Source organism: Prevotella sp. HMSC073D09 (genome assembly GCF_001814145.1).
GTDB lineage: Bacteria > Bacteroidota > Bacteroidia > Bacteroidales > Bacteroidaceae > Prevotella > Prevotella conceptionensis.
In genome coordinates, this window is the sequence record NZ_KV815149.1 from 92,977 (window position 1) to 111,933 (window position 18,957).

Here is an 18,957-nt window from a genome sequence, read left to right on the forward strand (position 1 = left end):
GCATTTTGTACCATTTAGCCTTTCTAGTTTGGTTTCCAGCTCATTATTTTATCACCCCAATTTCCCGCTTTTAGCCCCTAAAATCCCACTTTTTGTCCACTATTTTGCCCTTTTCAGGCATGTGTTTCACGGCTCTAAAAGGTTTTGTTTATACTATTGTGGTGTATATTTATGCTTGTTGTCTCGTATTTAGCAGCATTTTGCACTGCATTTAGCACCAAAATGGCTTGCGTTTAGTACCAAAATGGCCTGCGTTTAGCACCAAAACGCACTGCGTTTAGCGGCATATTGCATTGCGTTTAGTAGCAAAACGCAGTGCATTTAGCTACAAATGGGCCCAAATGTGGTGCAAACGGCGGCTTGCTTAAATAAAAATTCATTTTGCCGGCATTTACAACCACCCCCTTTTTGCATCAAAAACTACTTTCGCGAGAATTGATTTTTTGCGGCAAGGTTGGCGATTGGTGGACAAAAAGGGTAGTCTTGGTGTTAAAAACCATGCTGAAAAATTGACATGGCTTCAAGTTGACGGGTTGGCAAGTTGACGAGCTGACGAGTCGATGGGCGTGTTGGTTCGTACGTTTTTGATTTGATGAGTTGGCGATTTTTCTTGTTGATGAATTTACGAGTTTGTGAGTTGATAAGGATTGTTGGGCACCCCATGCAAGTCATTGCACTTAACTCTTTAACCTCGGCATTCCTCTTTGTCCCTTTTTGGGGTTTATTCCTTTTCAACCCGTAACCACGTTTTGCCTCAGGCAAATGGGAGTGGATTTTGGACTTAATCGTATCTTTCTCCGCTACATTCGTACATGAGCGGGATGTTTGTCTTGGTCTTGCATCGCAAGGACAACAAACGATACAATACGTTTTTCTGAGGCCGTAATTTGATAAGTGTTCCTTTAAATCGTTGTAAGTTGGGGTTATGTAAGTTGTGTCTCAAGTTGGCAGGTTCGGGTACGCTTAGTTTGTTCGTGGGTTGTTGGATTGTGTTGTTGCCATGTTCCCTAGGTGGGGAGCTGATGTGTAGAGCAAGTGGGGCGCACAGAACCTCATCGGGGAATGATGGTGTGTTCACGTCGACGCGTGGGTGGCTTTCAATGTCGTAAACTTGCCTGTTTTCTCTGTGGTTTAGATTTCTTAAGCGTTGGCTTTGTGCTAGAAGACGTTTTGTTTTGTGTTGACACAATGGGGGAAGTGTAGGGCGACAGTATCTCTTATCGTGGTTTGGACTTTGCCGTATTGGGGTACAACAGGTGTGGTGTCTTGGGTTTTGGTGACTTCTGGCTAGATGGGGTTACGACTGAACCACAGTAGTTAAAATAAGAGAAAATCGCGGCGTAACTTTGGAGGGAAACAAACAAATAGCTATCTTTGAAAGGATTAATTATGTTTCAAAAAATGGAAATCTTATGAAAAAGTTTATTTATTTGGCATTTGCTGTTTTGGCGTTGCTTGCTTCGTCTTGCAGTAAAGACGATAATGAGGGTAGCACCTCGTTAGACGGCGACTGGTATATTTACGTGGGAAATAACAATAGCAGTAACAAGGGATATAGGTGGTTTCCCCCCAACCAATGTTCCCAAAAATCTGTATGGCGCATATCCGGAAACAGAATACATTTCGATTGGTATGATGGCAGGGATGGTACTTGCAAGCTTAAGTCCACATATTACGAATATACCGCCAACAATGGCGTGTTTGATATGATAGTTGCTGCAGACTCGCCTACCGATAGGGGCAAGAGAACCTCCGTTAACTATCGCATGATAGGCAAGGAACTAATATTTAGCTGGAAGAACGGCTTATACGGAGACGAGATACAAGTGCTGCATAAAAAGGGAATTGACTATGGTTACCTAGATCCGCTTGTGGGCTATTGGCGGTTAACTAAGGCAAGCGTGGGCAGCACCACGGTGTTTGTGAAACCTAATGAATGTTTGTCTGGCTCTGTTGTGGCCAGTGTGCTGGGGCTTACCATATATTTGGATTACCCAGAGAACGGCAGGTGCGTTAAGACAACAACGAACTTTACCTGGAAGAAGGAAGGGGGTACTTATTCTGGCGTTAGCGATAGTGGAGAACACGTTACGTTCGACATGAATTTCGAAAACAACAACCAAACGTTGATTTACAGACAGAATACCAAAAATGGGCTGATGACACTATACTTTAATAAAGTTAGGTGAGACGACTGTTGTTGGACCACGGCCTAGATTGACAAAAGGCGGACCGCACGATGGCGTGGGGTTCGCCTTTTAGCTGTTTATAGAAGATGTGCGCCCTGTTTGGATCTTGCATGGGGTAAGCGATAAGGGTACGCAGACGGGCTATGGCAGCAGCCGTGGCGAGGGGGTAATGTTTTTAGTGGCCGTGTTGGCCTGCCGTTTTAAGGATAAAGGGTGTTGTGTGCCGTATGGGCAAAGCCGTTCTGCGCCCTGGCACACGTTTAAACCCCAATTGGTGGTTATACCGCTTACCAATTATTTTAGGTTGTTTCCTTTGTTTCCAGTCCACCTTTCGTTTGGTTGTCGGCATCTTGCTTGTTTTATTATCTTGACGTTGTTCGCCATACCTTGAAGGAGACAGACAAGATGCCCTGCAAGACACAAAGCCTGCACAGGTTTTAGCGGCCAATTTAAGGTAAAGGCAACGGCCAATTGGGGATAAAGGCATGTTTGCGTTTGGTGGCGATAGCGGCTCAGCTACGATGTGGGCAAAGGAAAAAGAAAAAGCGGAACGGGCTGATGTCCGTTCCGCTTTGATGTTTTTTTGTGCCATCGGGGCGCGCAAGGGTAGGGGGGGAAACCTAGTCTTGCTTATCTTTAATGGCCTGCATGATTTTTGCTTCCAGCTCCTCGCATAGTTCGGGGTTGTCTTTGAGCAAGTTTTTGGTGGCATCGCGGCCTTGACCTAGCTTGGCCTCGTTGTACGAGAACCATGAACCGCTCTTCTTAATGATTTCGTATTCAACGCCAAGGTCGAGAATTTCGCCCACCTTAGATATGCCTTCGCCGAAAGTAATTTCGAATTCGGTTTTGCGGAAAGGCGGTGCAACCTTGTTCTTCACCACTTTTACGCGCACTTGGTTGCCCACGATGTTGTCGCCATCTTTAATGCTGGTTACTTTACGAATGTCTAAACGAACACTGGCGTAGAACTTCAATGCGTTGCCGCCAGTGGTTGTTTCGGGGTTGCCGAACATCACGCCGATTTTCTCGCGCAACTGGTTGATGAAGATACACGTGGTGTTGGTTTTGCTGATGGTAGACGTTAGCTTGCGCAAGGCTTGGCTCATCAGTCGTGCTTGCAGGCCCACATTGTTGTCGCCCATGTCGCCTTCAATCTCCTTTTTGGGCGTAAGTGCCGCCACAGAGTCGACAACAAGGATGTCGATGGCCGACGAACGGATAAGCTGGTCGGCTATTTCGAGAGCCTGTTCGCCGTTGTCGGGTTGCGAAATCCAAAGGTTTGCCACGTCTACACCAAGTTTTTCGGCATAGAAACGGTCGAAGGCGTGCTCGGCATCGATAAAGGCGGCAATGCCGCCAGCCTTTTGCGCCTCGGCAATGGCGTGGATGGCGAGTGTGGTTTTACCCGACGATTCGGGGCCATAAATCTCGATGATGCGGCCGCGGGGATAGCCTCCCACGCCTAAGGCCACGTCTAGACCGATGCTGCCCGTGGGTATTACCTCTACATTCTCTATCTGCTCGTCGCCCATTTTCATTATCGAGCCTTTGCCAAAGTCTTTTTCTATCTTGCTCATCGCCGCTTGCAGGGCTTTGAGTTTGGCCTCATCGGGCGAAAGTTGTTTGCTTTCTTCTTTTGCCATTTGTTGTTGTTTTAGGTATGATGGGGTGGTTTAAGGGTTACAATTCAAGGTCGCCACCGAACTCTTCGTGCCAGGGCAGTCCCTGTATGTTAAGCTGTTCCATGAATGGATCGGGGTCGAACTCTTCTACGTTCCATACGCCTGGCTTGCGCCAGAGGCCCTTGAAGAACATCATTGCACCAATCATGGCCGGTACGCCCGTGGTGTAGCTAACACCTTGCATGCCCGTTTCTTTGTAGGCATCTTGGTGTTTGCAGTTGTTGTATACGTAGTAAGTAAGTTCCTTGCCATCTTTTACGCCACGAATACGGCAGCCGATGGATGTTTCGCCGTCGTAGTTGGCGCCCAAGTCTTGTGGGTTGGGCAGCACGGCTTTAAGGAATTGCAAGGGAACGATGTTCACTTTGACACGCTTACCCGAACCATCGGCTAGCGGTGCCTCGTATTCTATCTCGTCGATACGCGACATACCGAGGTTTTGTATCACGTCGAGATAGGTGAGATATTGTTGTCCGAAGGTCATCCAGAAGCGTGCTTGGCGAATGGTGGGGTAGTTCTTTACCAAACTTTCAAGCTCTTCGTGGTGCATCAGGTAACTTTCGCGCGGGCCAATATTGGGGTAAGTGATGGGCTGATGTACGGCCAGCGGTTCGGTTTCAAGCCACTCTCCGTCTTTGTAGTACAAGCCTTTTTGGGTTATCTCGCGTATGTTAATCTCTGGATTGAAGTTGGTTGCGAAGGCCTTGTGGTGGTTTCCGGCGTTGCAGTCGACGATGTCGAAATAGTGAATTTCGTCGAAATGGTGCTTGGCAGCGTATGCCGTGTAGATGCCGCTTACGCCTGGGTCGAACCCACAGCCAAGAATGGCGGTGAGCCCAGCCTCTTCAAAACGTTGTTTGTAGGCCCATTGCCACGAGTATTCAAAGTGTGCCTCGTCTTTGGGCTCGTAGTTGGCGGTGTCTAGATAGTTGCAGCCGCAGGCCAAACAAGCCTCCATGATGGTGAGGTCTTGGTAGGGTAGGGCCAGGTTGATAACCAATTCGGGCTTAAAGTCGTTGAACAGGGTTTTCAGTTGTTCAACGTCGTCGGCGTCTACTTGTGCCGTCTTGATGTCCATATCATAGCCTTTGGCATGTATGGCATCTACTATTTCGTCGCACTTTTCCTTTCGGCGGCTGGCAATCATAAACTCGCCGAAGTGCGTTTTGTTTTGTGCGATTTTAAATGCGGCCACGGTAGCAACGCCACCTGCGCCAATCATAAGAACTTTTCCCATATCGTTTTGTTGTTTCTGTTTGCTGTGTTTGTGTTGCCGCAGGGTGTTGCGGAGGGGCTGTTCGGGGCGAACGCCGGTGTGCTTATTGGGCGTTTATCTCGTCGCTCCTTATGCCGAGGGCGTTCATGAGCGAGTAGCCCAGTATCTCTTGGCGGAAGTTTCCGCCAGGGAGGGGCTGCATGGCGAAGACGGTTACGCGCTTGTTGTCGTCGTCTAGGCGGTGCATCTGATGGCGAAGGGCCTCGTATAACTCAGCGTTTTCGGCGTTTGGCACAACCATCACGCGCTTAACTTCGGACTGGGCACAGACTGTTTGCACCACATCGAGAAAAAAGTCGGTGGCGTTTACCAAGTCTTCCACGGGATATGTGCCGATGGCGAACTCGCCCAAGCCGTCTTTGAAGGCCTTGCCGTTTAGTTCGTCGGCAAAGTTGGCAGGCGTAAAGTTCTCCATTTGGGTTTTAGCCTTGCTATGAACCATCACCACTTGCAGGCTGTTTTCGCCGTTTCGCACACCTCCATCGAGGGCAATGCAGTCGAGCCAGCGTGCCAAGTCGGCTTGCGGAATGCGCCGGCCGATGATGCGTTCGAAGTTAACGATGAGGTTGAATGCCACGTTGTCTACGTAGTCGGCATCAACTACGATGACGTTTTCGCTCCAATTGTTTTTTACGGCTTGTTCCATTGTTGCAAAGATAACAAGAACTTGCGTAAAAAAGGCAGGGTTGGAGGATTATTTTTAGTTTGAGTAGTTAAGGAGTTCATTTGAGTAGTTAAGGAGTTATGGAGTTAAGGAGTTAAGCCAAATGCCTTGTTGCAGAGTTGCAGCTCTCCTCGTAAACGTGTCGGTTTGTGAACCCGTTAACTAAGGTTTAATTTAATTCGGTTAGCTGACGGGTTAACAAGTTGACGGGTTAACAAGTTGACGAGTTGACAAGTTAAGGGGTTAACAAGTTTAATGTGAAGAAGTTAACAATGAGCATGAAAAGACTTGCCATTGTTTGCAAGGCACTTGGCTTAACTCCTTAACCCCTTAACTCCTTAACTCCTCAAATTAACTTCTCTAATAGCATTTGATGCGATACATCAGGCCCAGTTCGAGCTTGTTGGTGTGGTAATCGGACAGGCCGCAGGCGTGGTTATAGTCTACTTTCTGACCCATGTAAGCCAAGAAAAGGCGTAGGTTTTGCCCTTTGACGGGGAAGTATTCTAGGCTGGCCACGTAGCTGTAATACTTGCGATAGTTTTTTAACGCCTCGTATTGGGGAATGCTCGTGGTTTCGTAACTGCCCCGAAGTTTGAGGTTGCATTGCGGTGCAAACTGCCAATTGGCTTCGCTGACGAGGGTGTTGTAGTGAACGTTGCCGAAGAACACGTTTTTCTCGTTGTTTACAAGGCTATTTAATTCGCCCGATGCGATGCGCAGACGGTCTAGTTCGTCAACGGCCCCATAATAGTCTATGTACCATTGCAGCTTAGGTAAGTTGAGCCTTTGACCAAGACTAAGCATGCGCGAATATTTGCCCTTAGCCTGCGTTTGCAGTCCCCATGCCCATCGGGTTTGCAGTCGGTCGTTGAAGAAATTGCCGTTCCAGTTGGCAATATAGGTGAGGGGGATGTTGCTGGGTGTGAGTTTTTCGCGGTCGGTGGCAAAGTTCGGACCAGCCATTTTGGCATCCTTGGCATACTCTTGCTCGAACGTTCCATTGTGCGAGTCGGTTATTTGTAGGCCAAATTCTTGGGTTGGCACGGGCTTGAACGTTACTTGCGCACCCGCAACGAAACATTCCATGTGCCCAACGAAGTCGCAATATTGGTATACAAAGAGTGGGTTCTCGTCGTATTCGTAGCCTCCCCATATCTGTCCAATCTTTCCTGCCTGCACTTCCCACTTGGGATTGAAGGTGTAACCCACCATCATCATGTCGGTGGCCTTGGCAAAATTGTCTTCGCCTTGCGGTTCGTAGCCGTTGTTAAGGTGCTGTCGGAGGCGATAGAAGAGCTTATCCGTGACGTGTCCTTTAATCTCCAAGCGCAACTGTCGGTTGACAAACGCGCCCTTCCACGTGCCGTTATGTTCGGTGGCGCGTGCTGCTGCGGCGAAGTTGAGGTAGAGGTTAAAGGCATCTGTTTTCTTTTCTAGCTTCAACACCCGCTCGGCAATCGAGGGCGTGTCGTCGTCTTCGCCGCCCATACCCGTGTTGTTTCCCTGCGCCAAAGCAGTTAGGGGCAGGCATAGGAACAGGGACATGGCGGCAAGTAGATTGTTTACTTTCATGATGTTTGTTAGTGAGTATTTAAAGTTTGTGAGTATTTGGGCTTGTTAGTTGGTGAACTTGTGGGGTTCGTTAATTGATGCGCTTATGGGGCTTAGACTTTCATTCGGGCACCAATGCGGACGAACGTGAACACGCTTACGAGTTGCAAAAGGATGATTGCCGTAGCCATAGCCTGATTGTTTGATGGTTGTGTCGCACCCGTCCATCATTCGTTGGTATATGATGATCGTGCGTACCAATATGCAAATATAGGAAAGTTTGCGCTAGTATGGTACATAGATGGGAAGTTTTTTGAAAATGAAGGGGAGAAAAGTGGGTGTTGTTGCTATTGCGGGATGTTTGTGTTTTTGATTATGCAGCGTGGTTTTGGGTGAGGATAAAGGGCTTTTCAGTAGTAGGTGAGATGTGTAAAAGGTAGGCAAACATATAATGCCTCAATAGCTTTTGTGGGCTATTGAGGCGTTTTGTGTTTGTTTCTTGCTTCACTTCCTCAAACTTATCCTATACTGATAATCAGTGATTTATATTTCTATGGTACAAATAATGACCATTGTGAATATCCTAAACAATAGAAATCAATAATCAACGAGAGCCATCCGTACTCTCATTGTACCGATAATATCTATCCTTTGTTCTGTATTCCTATTTCGTGGTTGCAAAGGTACTGAGATTTGTTTTCAGCCCTACGAATTCCTTTGGTATAAATATATTCCTTTCATGCAAATAGAATCATTGGATTTTCCACAATCTCTACTGCAGAAAGAAATGTGATATCATTTTCTAGTTCATGTTCGAAGTATTTATAAGCATTTTCGTGATATGTCAAGAATATCGTCTTTACAGAGTATTCGTCATCAATTTCAGAAACATAGAACTTAAATTTATTAATATTATTCTTGCACCAAACATCTCTTTCTATTACATGGGACGATTCTTTAGTGATAATCTTTCTGTTCTGCTGTATTAATTCGTATACTGTTCTACTCTCCGAGAAATTCTTAGCCTCTATACAAACAATCTGCTTGTTTTTTTTATTTATAAGAAGAATATCAATATCTCCAAGATCTTTGTCAGAATTGAGGTTTTTGCCTGGCATAATCTTAACCTCTGAATCCACATATAAATAATCAAGAGACAGACTTTCATATAATCTCCTTACACTTATAGTGAACTCACGACCTTTTTCTTTATTTACCTTTGATACAAGAGCCTGCATTTCTAGGGTAGTATTAACCACAGTTCCATTATTCAAACGTTCAACTCGAATCATCCAACTCTCATAAAGTGTTTTAGTTGAATAATAGATGTTGCCATCAAAGAGTATCCAGGGCCGTGCTGTAACTTGTACTGGACGATTAAATCTCTGAACCCATTTGTCACTAAACTTAAGATCACCATTATTGAGATCCTCCCTAAGGACAAAGTTAGCCTTAAATGCTTTCGCATTTTCTTCATCAAAAATGCCATTACAAACTGTTTCAAAGAACTCCTTCTCTGATACTACCATTACAGGTTTCTTATTATAGCTGGCATAATCAATAGATGCCGTTAGAACTTTACAATACGTCTCAAATGAGATGCCGAATTGCGCTTTATAAGCCTTTATAAAGATTTCATCATTTTTATTGATGGAGGATGTTGGCATCAGATTATGTAATTTTGTGTACAATTCTGGATTACTCATAGACAGCTCTCTCAGCCTATAAAAATAGGAGTTTAGTTTATCAATCATAGGCTTTGGCATAACCAGTCTTCCATTTTTGAGAATTGTCAACTCTGAACCTTTTATTTTTTCTCCTAATTGATCCATATATACACCCATGTTCAAACTAAAGTGCATAAGGGCAAACAGGCGATCCAGCGTCTCTAATCTAGGTTTTCCTCCAGTATTGTGAATACCATTCAGAACAATGGTTTCAATCATACCTTGTGTTAATGTATTCATCTCAGAATATTCATTGACATAATCAAGCTGATTATCAAATGTAGCATCTAAAAAAGAATAGGCCTTGCTTAATGACTCATACCTTCGTTGTGTCAACTTCGACCAATAGATCATGGCATGATGGAGTTCGAGAAGACTTGTAAGAAGTTGTTTTGTATCCATTTCTGCCAACAGTTTTTGTACTTCAGCAAGGATATAATCAGATACCCGAATCATGATTTTCTTTGACTCTGCAAAATCAAAAATTTGTTCAGTCCCCTTCATGTTTAGGAAATCAGCAATCTCAGAAAGAACTTTGTCACAGTATCGGGAATTGACGTAATAGCATGAGTCAATACCATCCTTCTCGTCAATAATAGTTATATTTTCACTCTTGCCAACCTGAATAAATCTACCTGGTGCAGAATCAAACAATTGCATACCAACGTCAAATAATGACTCGTTAGAAGAGAATCCACAATCTTTAATTGCTTTGAAGAATTGGCCTACTAACTCTCTCTCCAAAGTAGTTGCATCCGAACTCATTATTTTTTCTGGTACACAAAATACCATAGTATTGTCATTTGCCTTTTTCCACTCGTAATCACTAATAGGCAAAATATATAATTCTACATGGAGAGTCCGACTAATACTATCTATGCATAGCTTTTTCTCTACAGTAAACATCCAATTCATCAAGGCAATGGTTGCCTCTCTGCCAAATATACGAAGTATGTCTTTGCATTTCACGTGAACCCACAATTCGTACTTGGCTAACTGAAGCATGAGAACCCCCTTTACTTTCATATATGGTACGTAGATAGGAATCTGCTTAGGAATGTCTGCATAGTGTTTAACCATAACATGGCACCCTCGTGGTGCATACTGAACAATATGCTCATCATGGCCACACAAATATTTCTCACGCATTGATAGAGCGTAACCTATTTCCATGAATGTGATAGCTGGCATTTCATCCCGATAGAATGTATAATTATTAGAACAGTAGTACGCAAATCGATCAATTTCCTGGGTAAGAAGAGCAAAGTTTTGATCCAATTTATCTTGATCATAATAATATAGATTCAGCAGATTCATCCTACTCTGGCTCATGACGATTTTCAGTTCTTCAACCGAAAAATGAGTTATATCACGACCAATAGTCATAAAGAGACCTTCCTCTGCCATCTCTTGTGTGACCAAGAATGTAAATATGGTTATATGTGGGTAGGCTTTATTTATTGCAGTCTCTGAATCCTTGACCGCTTGATCCAGTTTTGTTCTCTTATCTGCTAAGACAATTCCAATATTTGCAACCTTATCTTCATCAAAACGGAACCAAAGAAAAGGTGTATCTTGATAATTATTTTGTCCTATAAATGATCCATGACCATTTTGCAAGAGAAATCCAATTTCTTGAATCATCTCTTTTTCGATTAAAGAGAGGAGTGTTTTCTCGCCCAGTTCCTTTACAAGAATACCATAGCATAGTCTGTAAGCTAACCTTAAGAGATTAGTTGGGAAAAGAACTAAAAATTTTCCGCTATCAAGTTTTAAGAAAGGATGCAATTCAAATGTATCACTATGACCTAATTGAGATAATTCTTTTTCATACTCTTTCCTTTTCAGACATAATGACAATAGTTGCAGATACTTTTCCTCAACTTGGTATTTAGCCAAGATGGAGTTTACCTCAGCTTTATTAAAACAGGTATATGATTTATACTTTCCATATTCCTTGTAATTTGAGAAATAAACTGATTCTGCATCGTATTTTCCACATACATTACGGCTATAGTTGAATCTATTTGCTATTTCATTAGATATTTCCAATATAGCATAGACAATTGCCAACTTATTTCGATCTATCTTATTCTTTTGAACCAAAAATAACAACTGACAGAGAAGATACTTATGAGTCAAATAGAACGCAGAGAATACCTTGTAAGAACCAATCGGAGTGTTTACAGTTTCAACAAACAGCCTTTCCTGTGGATCTTCAATCTGTGGATTGCCATACTCAAGAATTCTATCTATGTGGAACCAATCATGCTTTCCTCGTTTCCACATCAAATACGCTTCGACCAAAGCCATTTCCAACCTATAACAGAAACTGGAATTTTCCTGTAACACAGACAAATAGGAGAGATACTTAAGTACCTTCTCTCTCTTCAAGTTATGATAGAATTTATTTTTCATTATAGTACTATTCATTTAACTACAAAATAGTAAGTTATATACCTAACTTTTCTATTGCATCATTTATAATATAAGAATTCGCAATGACATATTCATCAAACAAGTCCATTATTTTGTTCATTGCGTCCAAATTTTCCTCTTCTTTCATTTGCTTATATATGCCTAATAAAAGTTTCACAATTTTTTCTCTAAGATAAAAATCATTAGCATGTAAGAAGTCATGTGCTTTTATATACATGTAGCAATCTAATGGTAGCATATTAGCACATTTTTCTAGGTATTTAATCTGAGAAAAACGTTCCCTATGCGTTTTATTATTCCAATTCTTTGTAATCTCCTTAAATAGATTAAAATCTTCTACAGATAGGTCATCTATATGATATTCATATGATTTTACAATCTCTTCTCTATTATCCGCAATGTGGCATAGCACAATATCGTTTGCAGTTTCCCTATAACAAGGTTCAGAAATATTTTTTAAGGAAAGTCTTACCGTCATCGCTATGACTTTCTCGTCATTCAACGATAAAATTTTATAAAGATTTTGCTTGCATACATTCCTTATATTTTTATGGTATAATCCATAAAAGAATATCTGAGTTAATATCTCATGGCATCTATTATCTTTCATAAGTTCTACAATGTATGCACACACGGAATCTGTTTTAAAATAATAATAAGACTGTATCACATCTGCTCTTACCATTAGTCCGTAGGCTCCACTACCAGATAAATAAACAGAGAATAATTTGTCAGTTAGCACTTCATCATAATATTCCTTATAGTATATGTAAAATAAAACCTCTAAGCGCAATTCTATTGATAAGTCCTTATATAATAGGTTTAAAAGATTATAGATCTGGGCACGACGGGTGGATAACGCACAAATAGATATAAGGATGTTCAATGCATGACCTTGAAAACTATTGATAGCAATACCCAATTTGTGTTGTACAATATCTGCTAAGCTTTTACAGTGCAAATCTTCTTGCTCATCTTTTAAAAGTAATGGTTGTTTTATTGCTTGTATAAGTATCGGTATCAAATCATCTATCACACCATTTTCTTCCTTTGTATAGTTCATAGCAAGTTGTTCAAAAGTATATGCGCTATTTTTTATATAGTCCGCTTTCATATACCTTTGGAACAATGGGACTAACTCTTTTTTATTAGTTCCACCTAAAAATAATCCTAATAATCCTGCTTCTTGGTACATAGATTTGATATTTGGATTATCATGTAAAGAGAAGATAAATCTCTTATACTTTTCTGGAGAATTCTCTACACATTTAGTAAATGCTTCTGCATGTGCTCTTAGACTAATTGGTGGAAAATTGCCTTTGCGAAAAGCCCTTCGTTCATCTAATTTACCAAAAGAGGATAGCCAATTCTCGGGAGAGAAATGGTTATAAATCTCTTGTGTTGTTATACCTCCACAAATGGATGCCGCTGTTACATGATAGTCAAATTTTTCATTTGTATATGTACCATTAAAACGCCGACAAAGTTCTTGTTTACACCGTTTGGCTTCTTTCGTCAATGTTGATTCTAAAATAGTACAACATAGTAACTGCCACTTATGCCTGCCAAGATAAGGTAACACAAGTTCAGTGTATCTTCTATCATTGTTATGCATATAGTCTCCTTTTGATCTATATTTCAAGATATCCCTCTGATACTCTACTTGTTTCTCATGCGATACAGAAAGATACCACTTAGATAGAGCTTCTAAGAAATAATACCTAACGTCACCAAATTCAATGAACTTATCTAATTCTTCATTATTTGAAACTAAATTCTTGATATATGTGTCAAATAGAGTTGGCTTTGCAGCAATTACCTTGAAAGATAAAATAAACGCAGATTCCTCCTCAAGAGATAATAATTTTTCCACCATAGAGGTACCAAAATCTTGGTCATCAATATTTTGTGTAAGGAGATCTCCTAACCAGTCAAAAAACTTTTCTGCATAATCAGACATATAGTTACTGAAAATTTCATTTGTCGAATACCACTGATAGCTTTGTTTTCTTGTTTTGGAAACTATTTGTACAAAACAATCGTATGCTATCACTAAAAAATCTTTCGGATATTCTTTGTAGAATCTTTCACATATCTGTTCAAACAACTCGTAATCGTAATGCGACTTATGCTTATTGTTATTAACAAAGTAGTTAATGAGAAGTTCCTTCGTCTCTTCCAAAGCAAAATTCAGATTGGTATCAATTGCATCCATGACACAACTTGCCAAATCGAAATTGGGTTTTACTTTTAAGTTAATGTAACTTTCTCTTACTTTCTTATTGGAATAATCATTATGATTTCGTAACATCCACATCGTTATATTCTCTTTAGTAGGACTGTCCTTTATTGTATCTACCATGTCATAAACGTCGTCGGGAAATTTCGAGGCATAATTCGAAAACAAAATTCGCAGAGGATCAAAATAATCGTTTTCGGTGGTAAGGTCAGCCACTAAAGGTTGTATCAAGTCCTTTATTGTCGGGAACCATAAAGGATTCGATGTTGTCGAAAGGAAATAAATAAATAATTGGTGACTGAGTTTGGGCAATTTCTTAATGATATCAATCTCGAACTTATATATAGCATCACTATATGAGAGTATAGAAAGAGCCAGTTGTTTCAGATGCAAACGAATATCATCAGAGAATATTATTGTATTAATATCTTTTTTATACAAAGAGTCAGAATGTGCCCTCTCAAAGTCTAAGAAAATTTTAATTGAGGAACGTATCTCTAATCCTTGAAATTGTTTTTTCAATTCAGTAATAAAAGACTTCTTATTTGATGCATAATACCTTGCAAGTACATAATCGTAAAAACTTTGATGAAAGAACGAGATTCTTTTATTGTCATACTTTACGATGCACTCGCTTGCTAAATACCTTGTCGCATTATTGTTTCCAACCGTTATTAACCATGTTGGAGTTAAAGTTTCCGCTTCTTGAACAGACTTTGCAATTTCAAACATGACACCTTCCAAATTACTACAAGACGTATGTTCGCTTGCATAATTTATCAATGACAACCACAAGCCATCATATAACTCCATGTAGTTTTGATAATTGTATTCTCTAACATTGCCAGAGTCGTATAACCTACAAAAGACATCTAGATATTGGGCAGTTTTTAGTATCGTAATTGTTTGGGATGTTAATTTACAATAAAGACCAGAATCTAATTTGTTAATAACATACTCAACATCCTTATCATCCAATCTATTCACCTCAATAGCAGTGCTATGCTCTTTTAATTGACTTAATGATGGGTCATATTCTAAATCATACTTCCTACAAGACACTATTATTCTTATGTCTTTGCTATACTCCTTTTCCCATGCAGCAATTACATTCAAGAGTATATTTAGCTTATCTCTATCGTTAGATAAATATTGGGATAATGCATCTATTTGGTCTATAATAAAAACAACTCTCTTATGCTCAGATACTAATAAATCCAGTGAAGCGTGTAATCTCTCCAAAGAAAAATCAGAAGTTTCATTTTCTGTAATGTTGTAATAATCTGCCTTAATCGTCAGACACTTAATTCCTGTTGCGGTAAGTTTATCCAGTAAATCCTTAATGATAACAGTTTTCCCGACTCCTGCATTTCCAACCAAAAGTTTTAATTGACAATCTTTAGATGTCAAATCGCCTTGTATCCAATCAAATAATTGATCTGTTTCTTTTCTAGCTATATGAGATTCTTTTAATCCATAAAATGTAGTCGTTATTCCTTCAAAAGATTTCAGGTTTACATCTAAAAAATCTAATAGTTTTGACTTCTCATCTTTTAATGATAACATTTGCTCATGGTATAATGTTTCCCATAAATCAATGACCGAGTCAACATTATTTTCTGTAAGATTTTCATTGTCTTTAAAATAATACCTGTAAGTCTGTTGAATATTTTCCGAGTTGGCAATTTGACTCTCAACAAAAGCTCGGTCAATATACTTCCAATAAACGATATCGTTGTTAGTATCACAAGTGATAAACAAAACAACTTCTCCTTTCATTCTATGGGCATACGCAAGAAGTGATGTCGGGATGTCATAACAGACGCCCTTTTCACTGATAGCGTTGTTATTATAATGCTTTATCTGCACTGTAACTTTTGCGACAATTGTATCATCGACATCCAAAATACTAATATACCCATCTGTATTTGCTTCTGTTCCACCTTCTTCAATGTTAGAAGTGTCAACCCTTTTATCTTCTAAGATTTTCCGTAGTAGCCGAACAGATTTTTCATCCAAACGTTTTGAAGCCCAAGATGATTTATTAGGCTGTAAATTCAGATTTTTCATTTAAGTTGCTCTTTACTCAATTCCTTATCTACAAACACTATTAAATCTTTTGGATTAACCTGCAAAATCTCTGCTATCTGAAATAGCAATTCGAGGCTTGGCTGTCGACGATTGCAAACGTATGAGTTGACAATAGTGAAACTCTTACCGAGTTTCTCTGCAAGCCATGTTTGCTTAATCCCTTTCTCGATAAGCACCTCTTTAATTCTATTAGTTGGACTTTCCATAAATATTATATGATTATTTGCAAATATAGTAAATTTTCTTGTATAAAACACTTAATAAGAGGGGAATTTTCCCCTCTTATTAAAGTTTATGTGTTCAACACTATTTGTTTTTCTTATTTTGCAGGTTATTCTGCATTAAACTATCTGCCTTTTGCTTCAAATCCATATCGTAACCATCCGCTTTCTCCTTAATAAGCCTGATAATTTTTTCATCACGGTGAATGTCAAACACATCGTTAAGCCATAGGATTTCCTTAGAACTACAACCTCGCCATACTCTAATGATACGAAATTTCAAGGCATCGTCTTTGTATTGCTGTTTGCTTTGCCACAAGAAGTAATTGCCGACCAAAGAAACAAAACAAAGGACAGATACTGCTACCATATAAGTAAAGACTTTTGAGGATTTGATGTCAAAGCTGTGCCTGTGAATATGTTCCAGCGGTATTGGAAGCTCTTTCTTCTCCTGCCATTCGTGCAACATGGTCAAGACACTTGCCACCAATTTGTCCATGGATTTAGCCTCCTCGTCCTTGATGCGTACTTGTACTCCAATATACTTGTTAAACACTTCTTTTGTTCGCTGTTCATACTGATTGAGCAATTCCTGTTCTTTCTGCTCATCACTTTGTGCTGGTGTAGATTGAACAGGGAGGGAAACAGAACCGTTCTCCTTTTCTTTCAACTCCTTTAGCTCCCTGTAAATTGTCTCCAGCTTATTTTTAATTTCCTCAAAGAGGACAAATGTATTATTGTCAGCCATAGTTATAAATGTATTTTACGTTTTTTCTTTTTCTTCTTTTTATCGAGTGTGTTGTAAACCTCTGCAGGGACAGTACCATGAGTTTGAAACAAATCCAATCCTCCTTCTATGAGGTTGTTGGTAATTTCGCTCGTGACACTTGCAGCATTGGATATGAGGTTTATCATTCCTTGTGTCTGCTGTTCGTGTTCCCTGTTGTTCTGTTGTAGGGCAAAGTCTATTTTAGAATAGCTGAAACTTCTGTCCACCTTAGAGCCATTGAAATGATAGCCGTTCTTTTCAAAGATAATACCTTGAACTTCCTGTGAGTTGCCTTTGTACTTGAAAAGAACACCAATATTCTGCTTTCCCAAATGACTAAGGAGAGTTGTCCAATCCCTGCACCGAGCTATTTCTGTTTTCAACGCCTGATAGATTTCATACTTGGTCTTGTCAGGCTCCTTTAAGCGATGTTCCTTGACTTTCTCCTTGCCATCGGCAAAGTATAAACCGTATTTTGTGGTCAGTTCCTTGCAAATCTTCTCACTTCTGAACCTATCGTTACGGTCAGAAATAGTCTTGCCGTTATTGTTTATCCGATTGAATGCAATATGCACATGTGGGTGCTCCTTATCGAAATGGCGACCGATAATGTACTGCGTATCTTTTATCCCCATCTTTTCCATATATTCACGAGCAACTTTCGCCATCCACTCATTGCTGAGTTTTGGGGAGTCCTGTGCGGAGAAACTCAGGGAGATATGGCCAACAACCTTACCCACTCGTGGATTCAGTTCTGTTTGGTCAATGAAGCTCTGAACAATATGATTGATACCATCCGTTCTCACTCCAGAACTATCTATAAGCTCCGTTCCTTTCTTCGGGTCAAGGATGTAATTGACGACACCCTTGAACCCCGAACCTTTCATTATCTTGGCTATCATCTTCGTATCAGATTTAATATTTCATCTATCTTGCCAATGATGATTTTGTGGAAAGGAGCAATGACATGAAACCCTTCCGCATTGGCACGATGTGCCAACTGATTGAGATTATTTGCCATTCCACACAGCTTGCGGATGAAGTCTGCTTGCTCTACGGTCAGTCGTTCAATGACGTTTCCTTTATCAAGAACTTTTCTTACAAACTCACTCGTGGTTACTCCTGCGCTTTTGGCTTTACCTTTGAGCGTATAGTAATCCTGCGTATTCAGTTTCACCGTGATACGGTATTTCTTCTTTTCGGCTGCGCCCTTGGTTGGACGACCACCTTTTTTATATTCTGTTTTTATCATACTTGTTTCTTTTATTTGATTTGATGGAGACCAGCGGGATAATCCTCTGCAACGACTGTCAGGAGGTGGAGCAGGTGGTTTTGGTATGCCCAAAACATAAACTTGCTCCCCGAAAAACAGATTATGCAAAGCAAATCCTACAATCATAGCTTAATCCCTTTAGTTTTCTTGATTTCAGCTTTCTCTGAATGCTTGAATTCAGCACATAAATACTCATTTAGGTCTTTATAATTCTGGAAGACGGAAGAGCAGTCTTGAACATCAACACCGTCTCTTTTAAGTTGTTCTAAAGTTCGCTTTCCTCCTTCATCATTATCTAAATATGAACAGATGAGTTTGTGCTTTGAAAGAAAAAATCTCGACTTTTTGATATTATTAACCGAGTTAAGTATCAGTGCAGCTTTCTTCTCTTCATCTGGACTCATCGTAAGCAGACTAAGATAATCCATAAAACCTTCAAACAGATTGATTTGTTCTGAAGGACTGGGAACATACGACACATCGGAAGGAGGCAAACACCCTTTGAAATATGGATTGCGCAACGCATACCCATAAGAATTGTTTGGAAAACCTATTGCGTAAAAACTTCTATCACCAATTCTATAATGGATTTCCCTACAATATTTTTTCGCAATGTCCAGATTGATTCTTCTATGTGTGAGATATTCTATGAGATTTGGATGACATAAGTTGGTAGAGCCAATAACCTCTATACGTGATTGGCTTGGAGAATTTGTTTTGCTATTAGCTATGGATAATTTCGGCAGGATATTTTGTTTGCCATTAAACAACTCTATAGCTTGTATTAAACTGCAATTATGTAGGGTAATTCAGTTAATTCCCTCTTAGGA

General features: G+C 40.3%; 13 protein-coding genes. 1 reads left to right on the plus strand and 12 read right to left on the minus strand.

The genetic code is table 11. The annotated features are described in order from the left end of the window. The first annotated feature begins 1,412 nt into the window (after positions 1–1,412). The gene (locus HMPREF2955_RS14435) at positions 1,413–2,189 is read left to right on the plus strand and encodes a lipocalin family protein (protein ID WP_070724084.1); all 777 of its coding nucleotides are present in this window, start codon (positions 1,413–1,415) and stop codon (positions 2,187–2,189) included. Between the two features lie 175 nt (positions 2,190–2,364). On the opposite strand, the gene HMPREF2955_RS16390 is transcribed toward HMPREF2955_RS14435, so the two are convergent. The 12 genes from HMPREF2955_RS16390 to HMPREF2955_RS14490 form a co-directional block, all read right to left on the minus strand. Next, entirely contained in the window at positions 2,365–2,538 is a 174-nt protein-coding gene (locus HMPREF2955_RS16390) for a hypothetical protein (RefSeq protein WP_168166912.1), read from the minus strand. A 271-nt stretch (positions 2,539–2,809) separates the two neighbouring features. After that, positions 2,810–3,835, minus strand: coding sequence for a recombinase RecA (recA, locus tag HMPREF2955_RS14440; RefSeq protein WP_009229180.1), 1,026 nt, complete (start codon positions 3,833–3,835; stop codon positions 2,810–2,812). A gap of 37 nt (positions 3,836–3,872) precedes the next feature. After that, complete coding sequence (locus HMPREF2955_RS14445; RefSeq protein WP_070724085.1) at positions 3,873–5,111, minus strand: saccharopine dehydrogenase family protein; 1,239 nt, start codon at positions 5,109–5,111, stop codon at positions 3,873–3,875. A gap of 82 nt (positions 5,112–5,193) precedes the next feature. After that, entirely contained in the window at positions 5,194–5,796 is a 603-nt protein-coding gene (locus tag HMPREF2955_RS14450; RefSeq protein WP_070724086.1) for a DUF6621 family protein, read from the minus strand. A 378-nt stretch (positions 5,797–6,174) separates the two neighbouring features. Beyond that, positions 6,175–7,389: a porin gene (locus tag HMPREF2955_RS14455; RefSeq protein WP_070724087.1), complete on the minus strand. Its 1,215-nt coding sequence runs from the start codon at positions 7,387–7,389 to the stop codon at positions 6,175–6,177. A gap of 716 nt (positions 7,390–8,105) precedes the next feature. After that, positions 8,106–11,513 carry a hypothetical protein gene (locus HMPREF2955_RS14460; protein ID WP_246830177.1) on the minus strand — a complete coding sequence of 1,136 codons (3,408 nt, stop codon included), beginning with the start codon at positions 11,511–11,513 and terminating at the stop codon, positions 8,106–8,108. Positions 11,514–11,547: 34 nt separating this feature from the next. Next, a complete protein-coding gene (locus HMPREF2955_RS14465) occupies positions 11,548–15,843 on the minus strand; it encodes an AAA family ATPase (RefSeq protein WP_070724089.1) in 4,296 nt (1,431 codons plus the stop codon). Further along, complete coding sequence (locus tag HMPREF2955_RS14470) at positions 15,840–16,070, minus strand: helix-turn-helix domain-containing protein (RefSeq protein ID WP_018910543.1); 231 nt, start codon at positions 16,068–16,070, stop codon at positions 15,840–15,842. Before HMPREF2955_RS14470 ends, HMPREF2955_RS14465 begins: the two co-directional genes overlap by 4 nt. Positions 16,071–16,170: 100 nt before the next feature. Continuing rightward, positions 16,171–16,833 (minus strand): hypothetical protein, encoded by a 663-nt coding sequence (locus HMPREF2955_RS14475; RefSeq protein ID WP_070724090.1) that lies wholly within the window; start codon positions 16,831–16,833, stop codon positions 16,171–16,173. A 2-nt stretch (positions 16,834–16,835) separates the two neighbouring features. Then, on the minus strand, positions 16,836–17,756 hold the full coding sequence (locus HMPREF2955_RS14480; RefSeq protein ID WP_070724091.1) for a relaxase/mobilization nuclease domain-containing protein: 921 nt from the start codon (positions 17,754–17,756) through the stop codon (positions 16,836–16,838). Beyond that, positions 17,753–18,106 carry a plasmid mobilization protein gene (gene mobC, locus HMPREF2955_RS14485; protein WP_070724097.1) on the minus strand — a complete coding sequence of 118 codons (354 nt, stop codon included), beginning with the start codon at positions 18,104–18,106 and terminating at the stop codon, positions 17,753–17,755. Before mobC ends, HMPREF2955_RS14480 begins: the two co-directional genes overlap by 4 nt. Before the next feature lie 143 nt (positions 18,107–18,249). Continuing rightward, the gene (locus tag HMPREF2955_RS14490) at positions 18,250–18,936 is read right to left on the minus strand and encodes a toprim domain-containing protein (RefSeq protein ID WP_070724092.1); all 687 of its coding nucleotides are present in this window, start codon (positions 18,934–18,936) and stop codon (positions 18,250–18,252) included. Between the last annotated feature and the right edge of the window lie 21 nt (positions 18,937–18,957).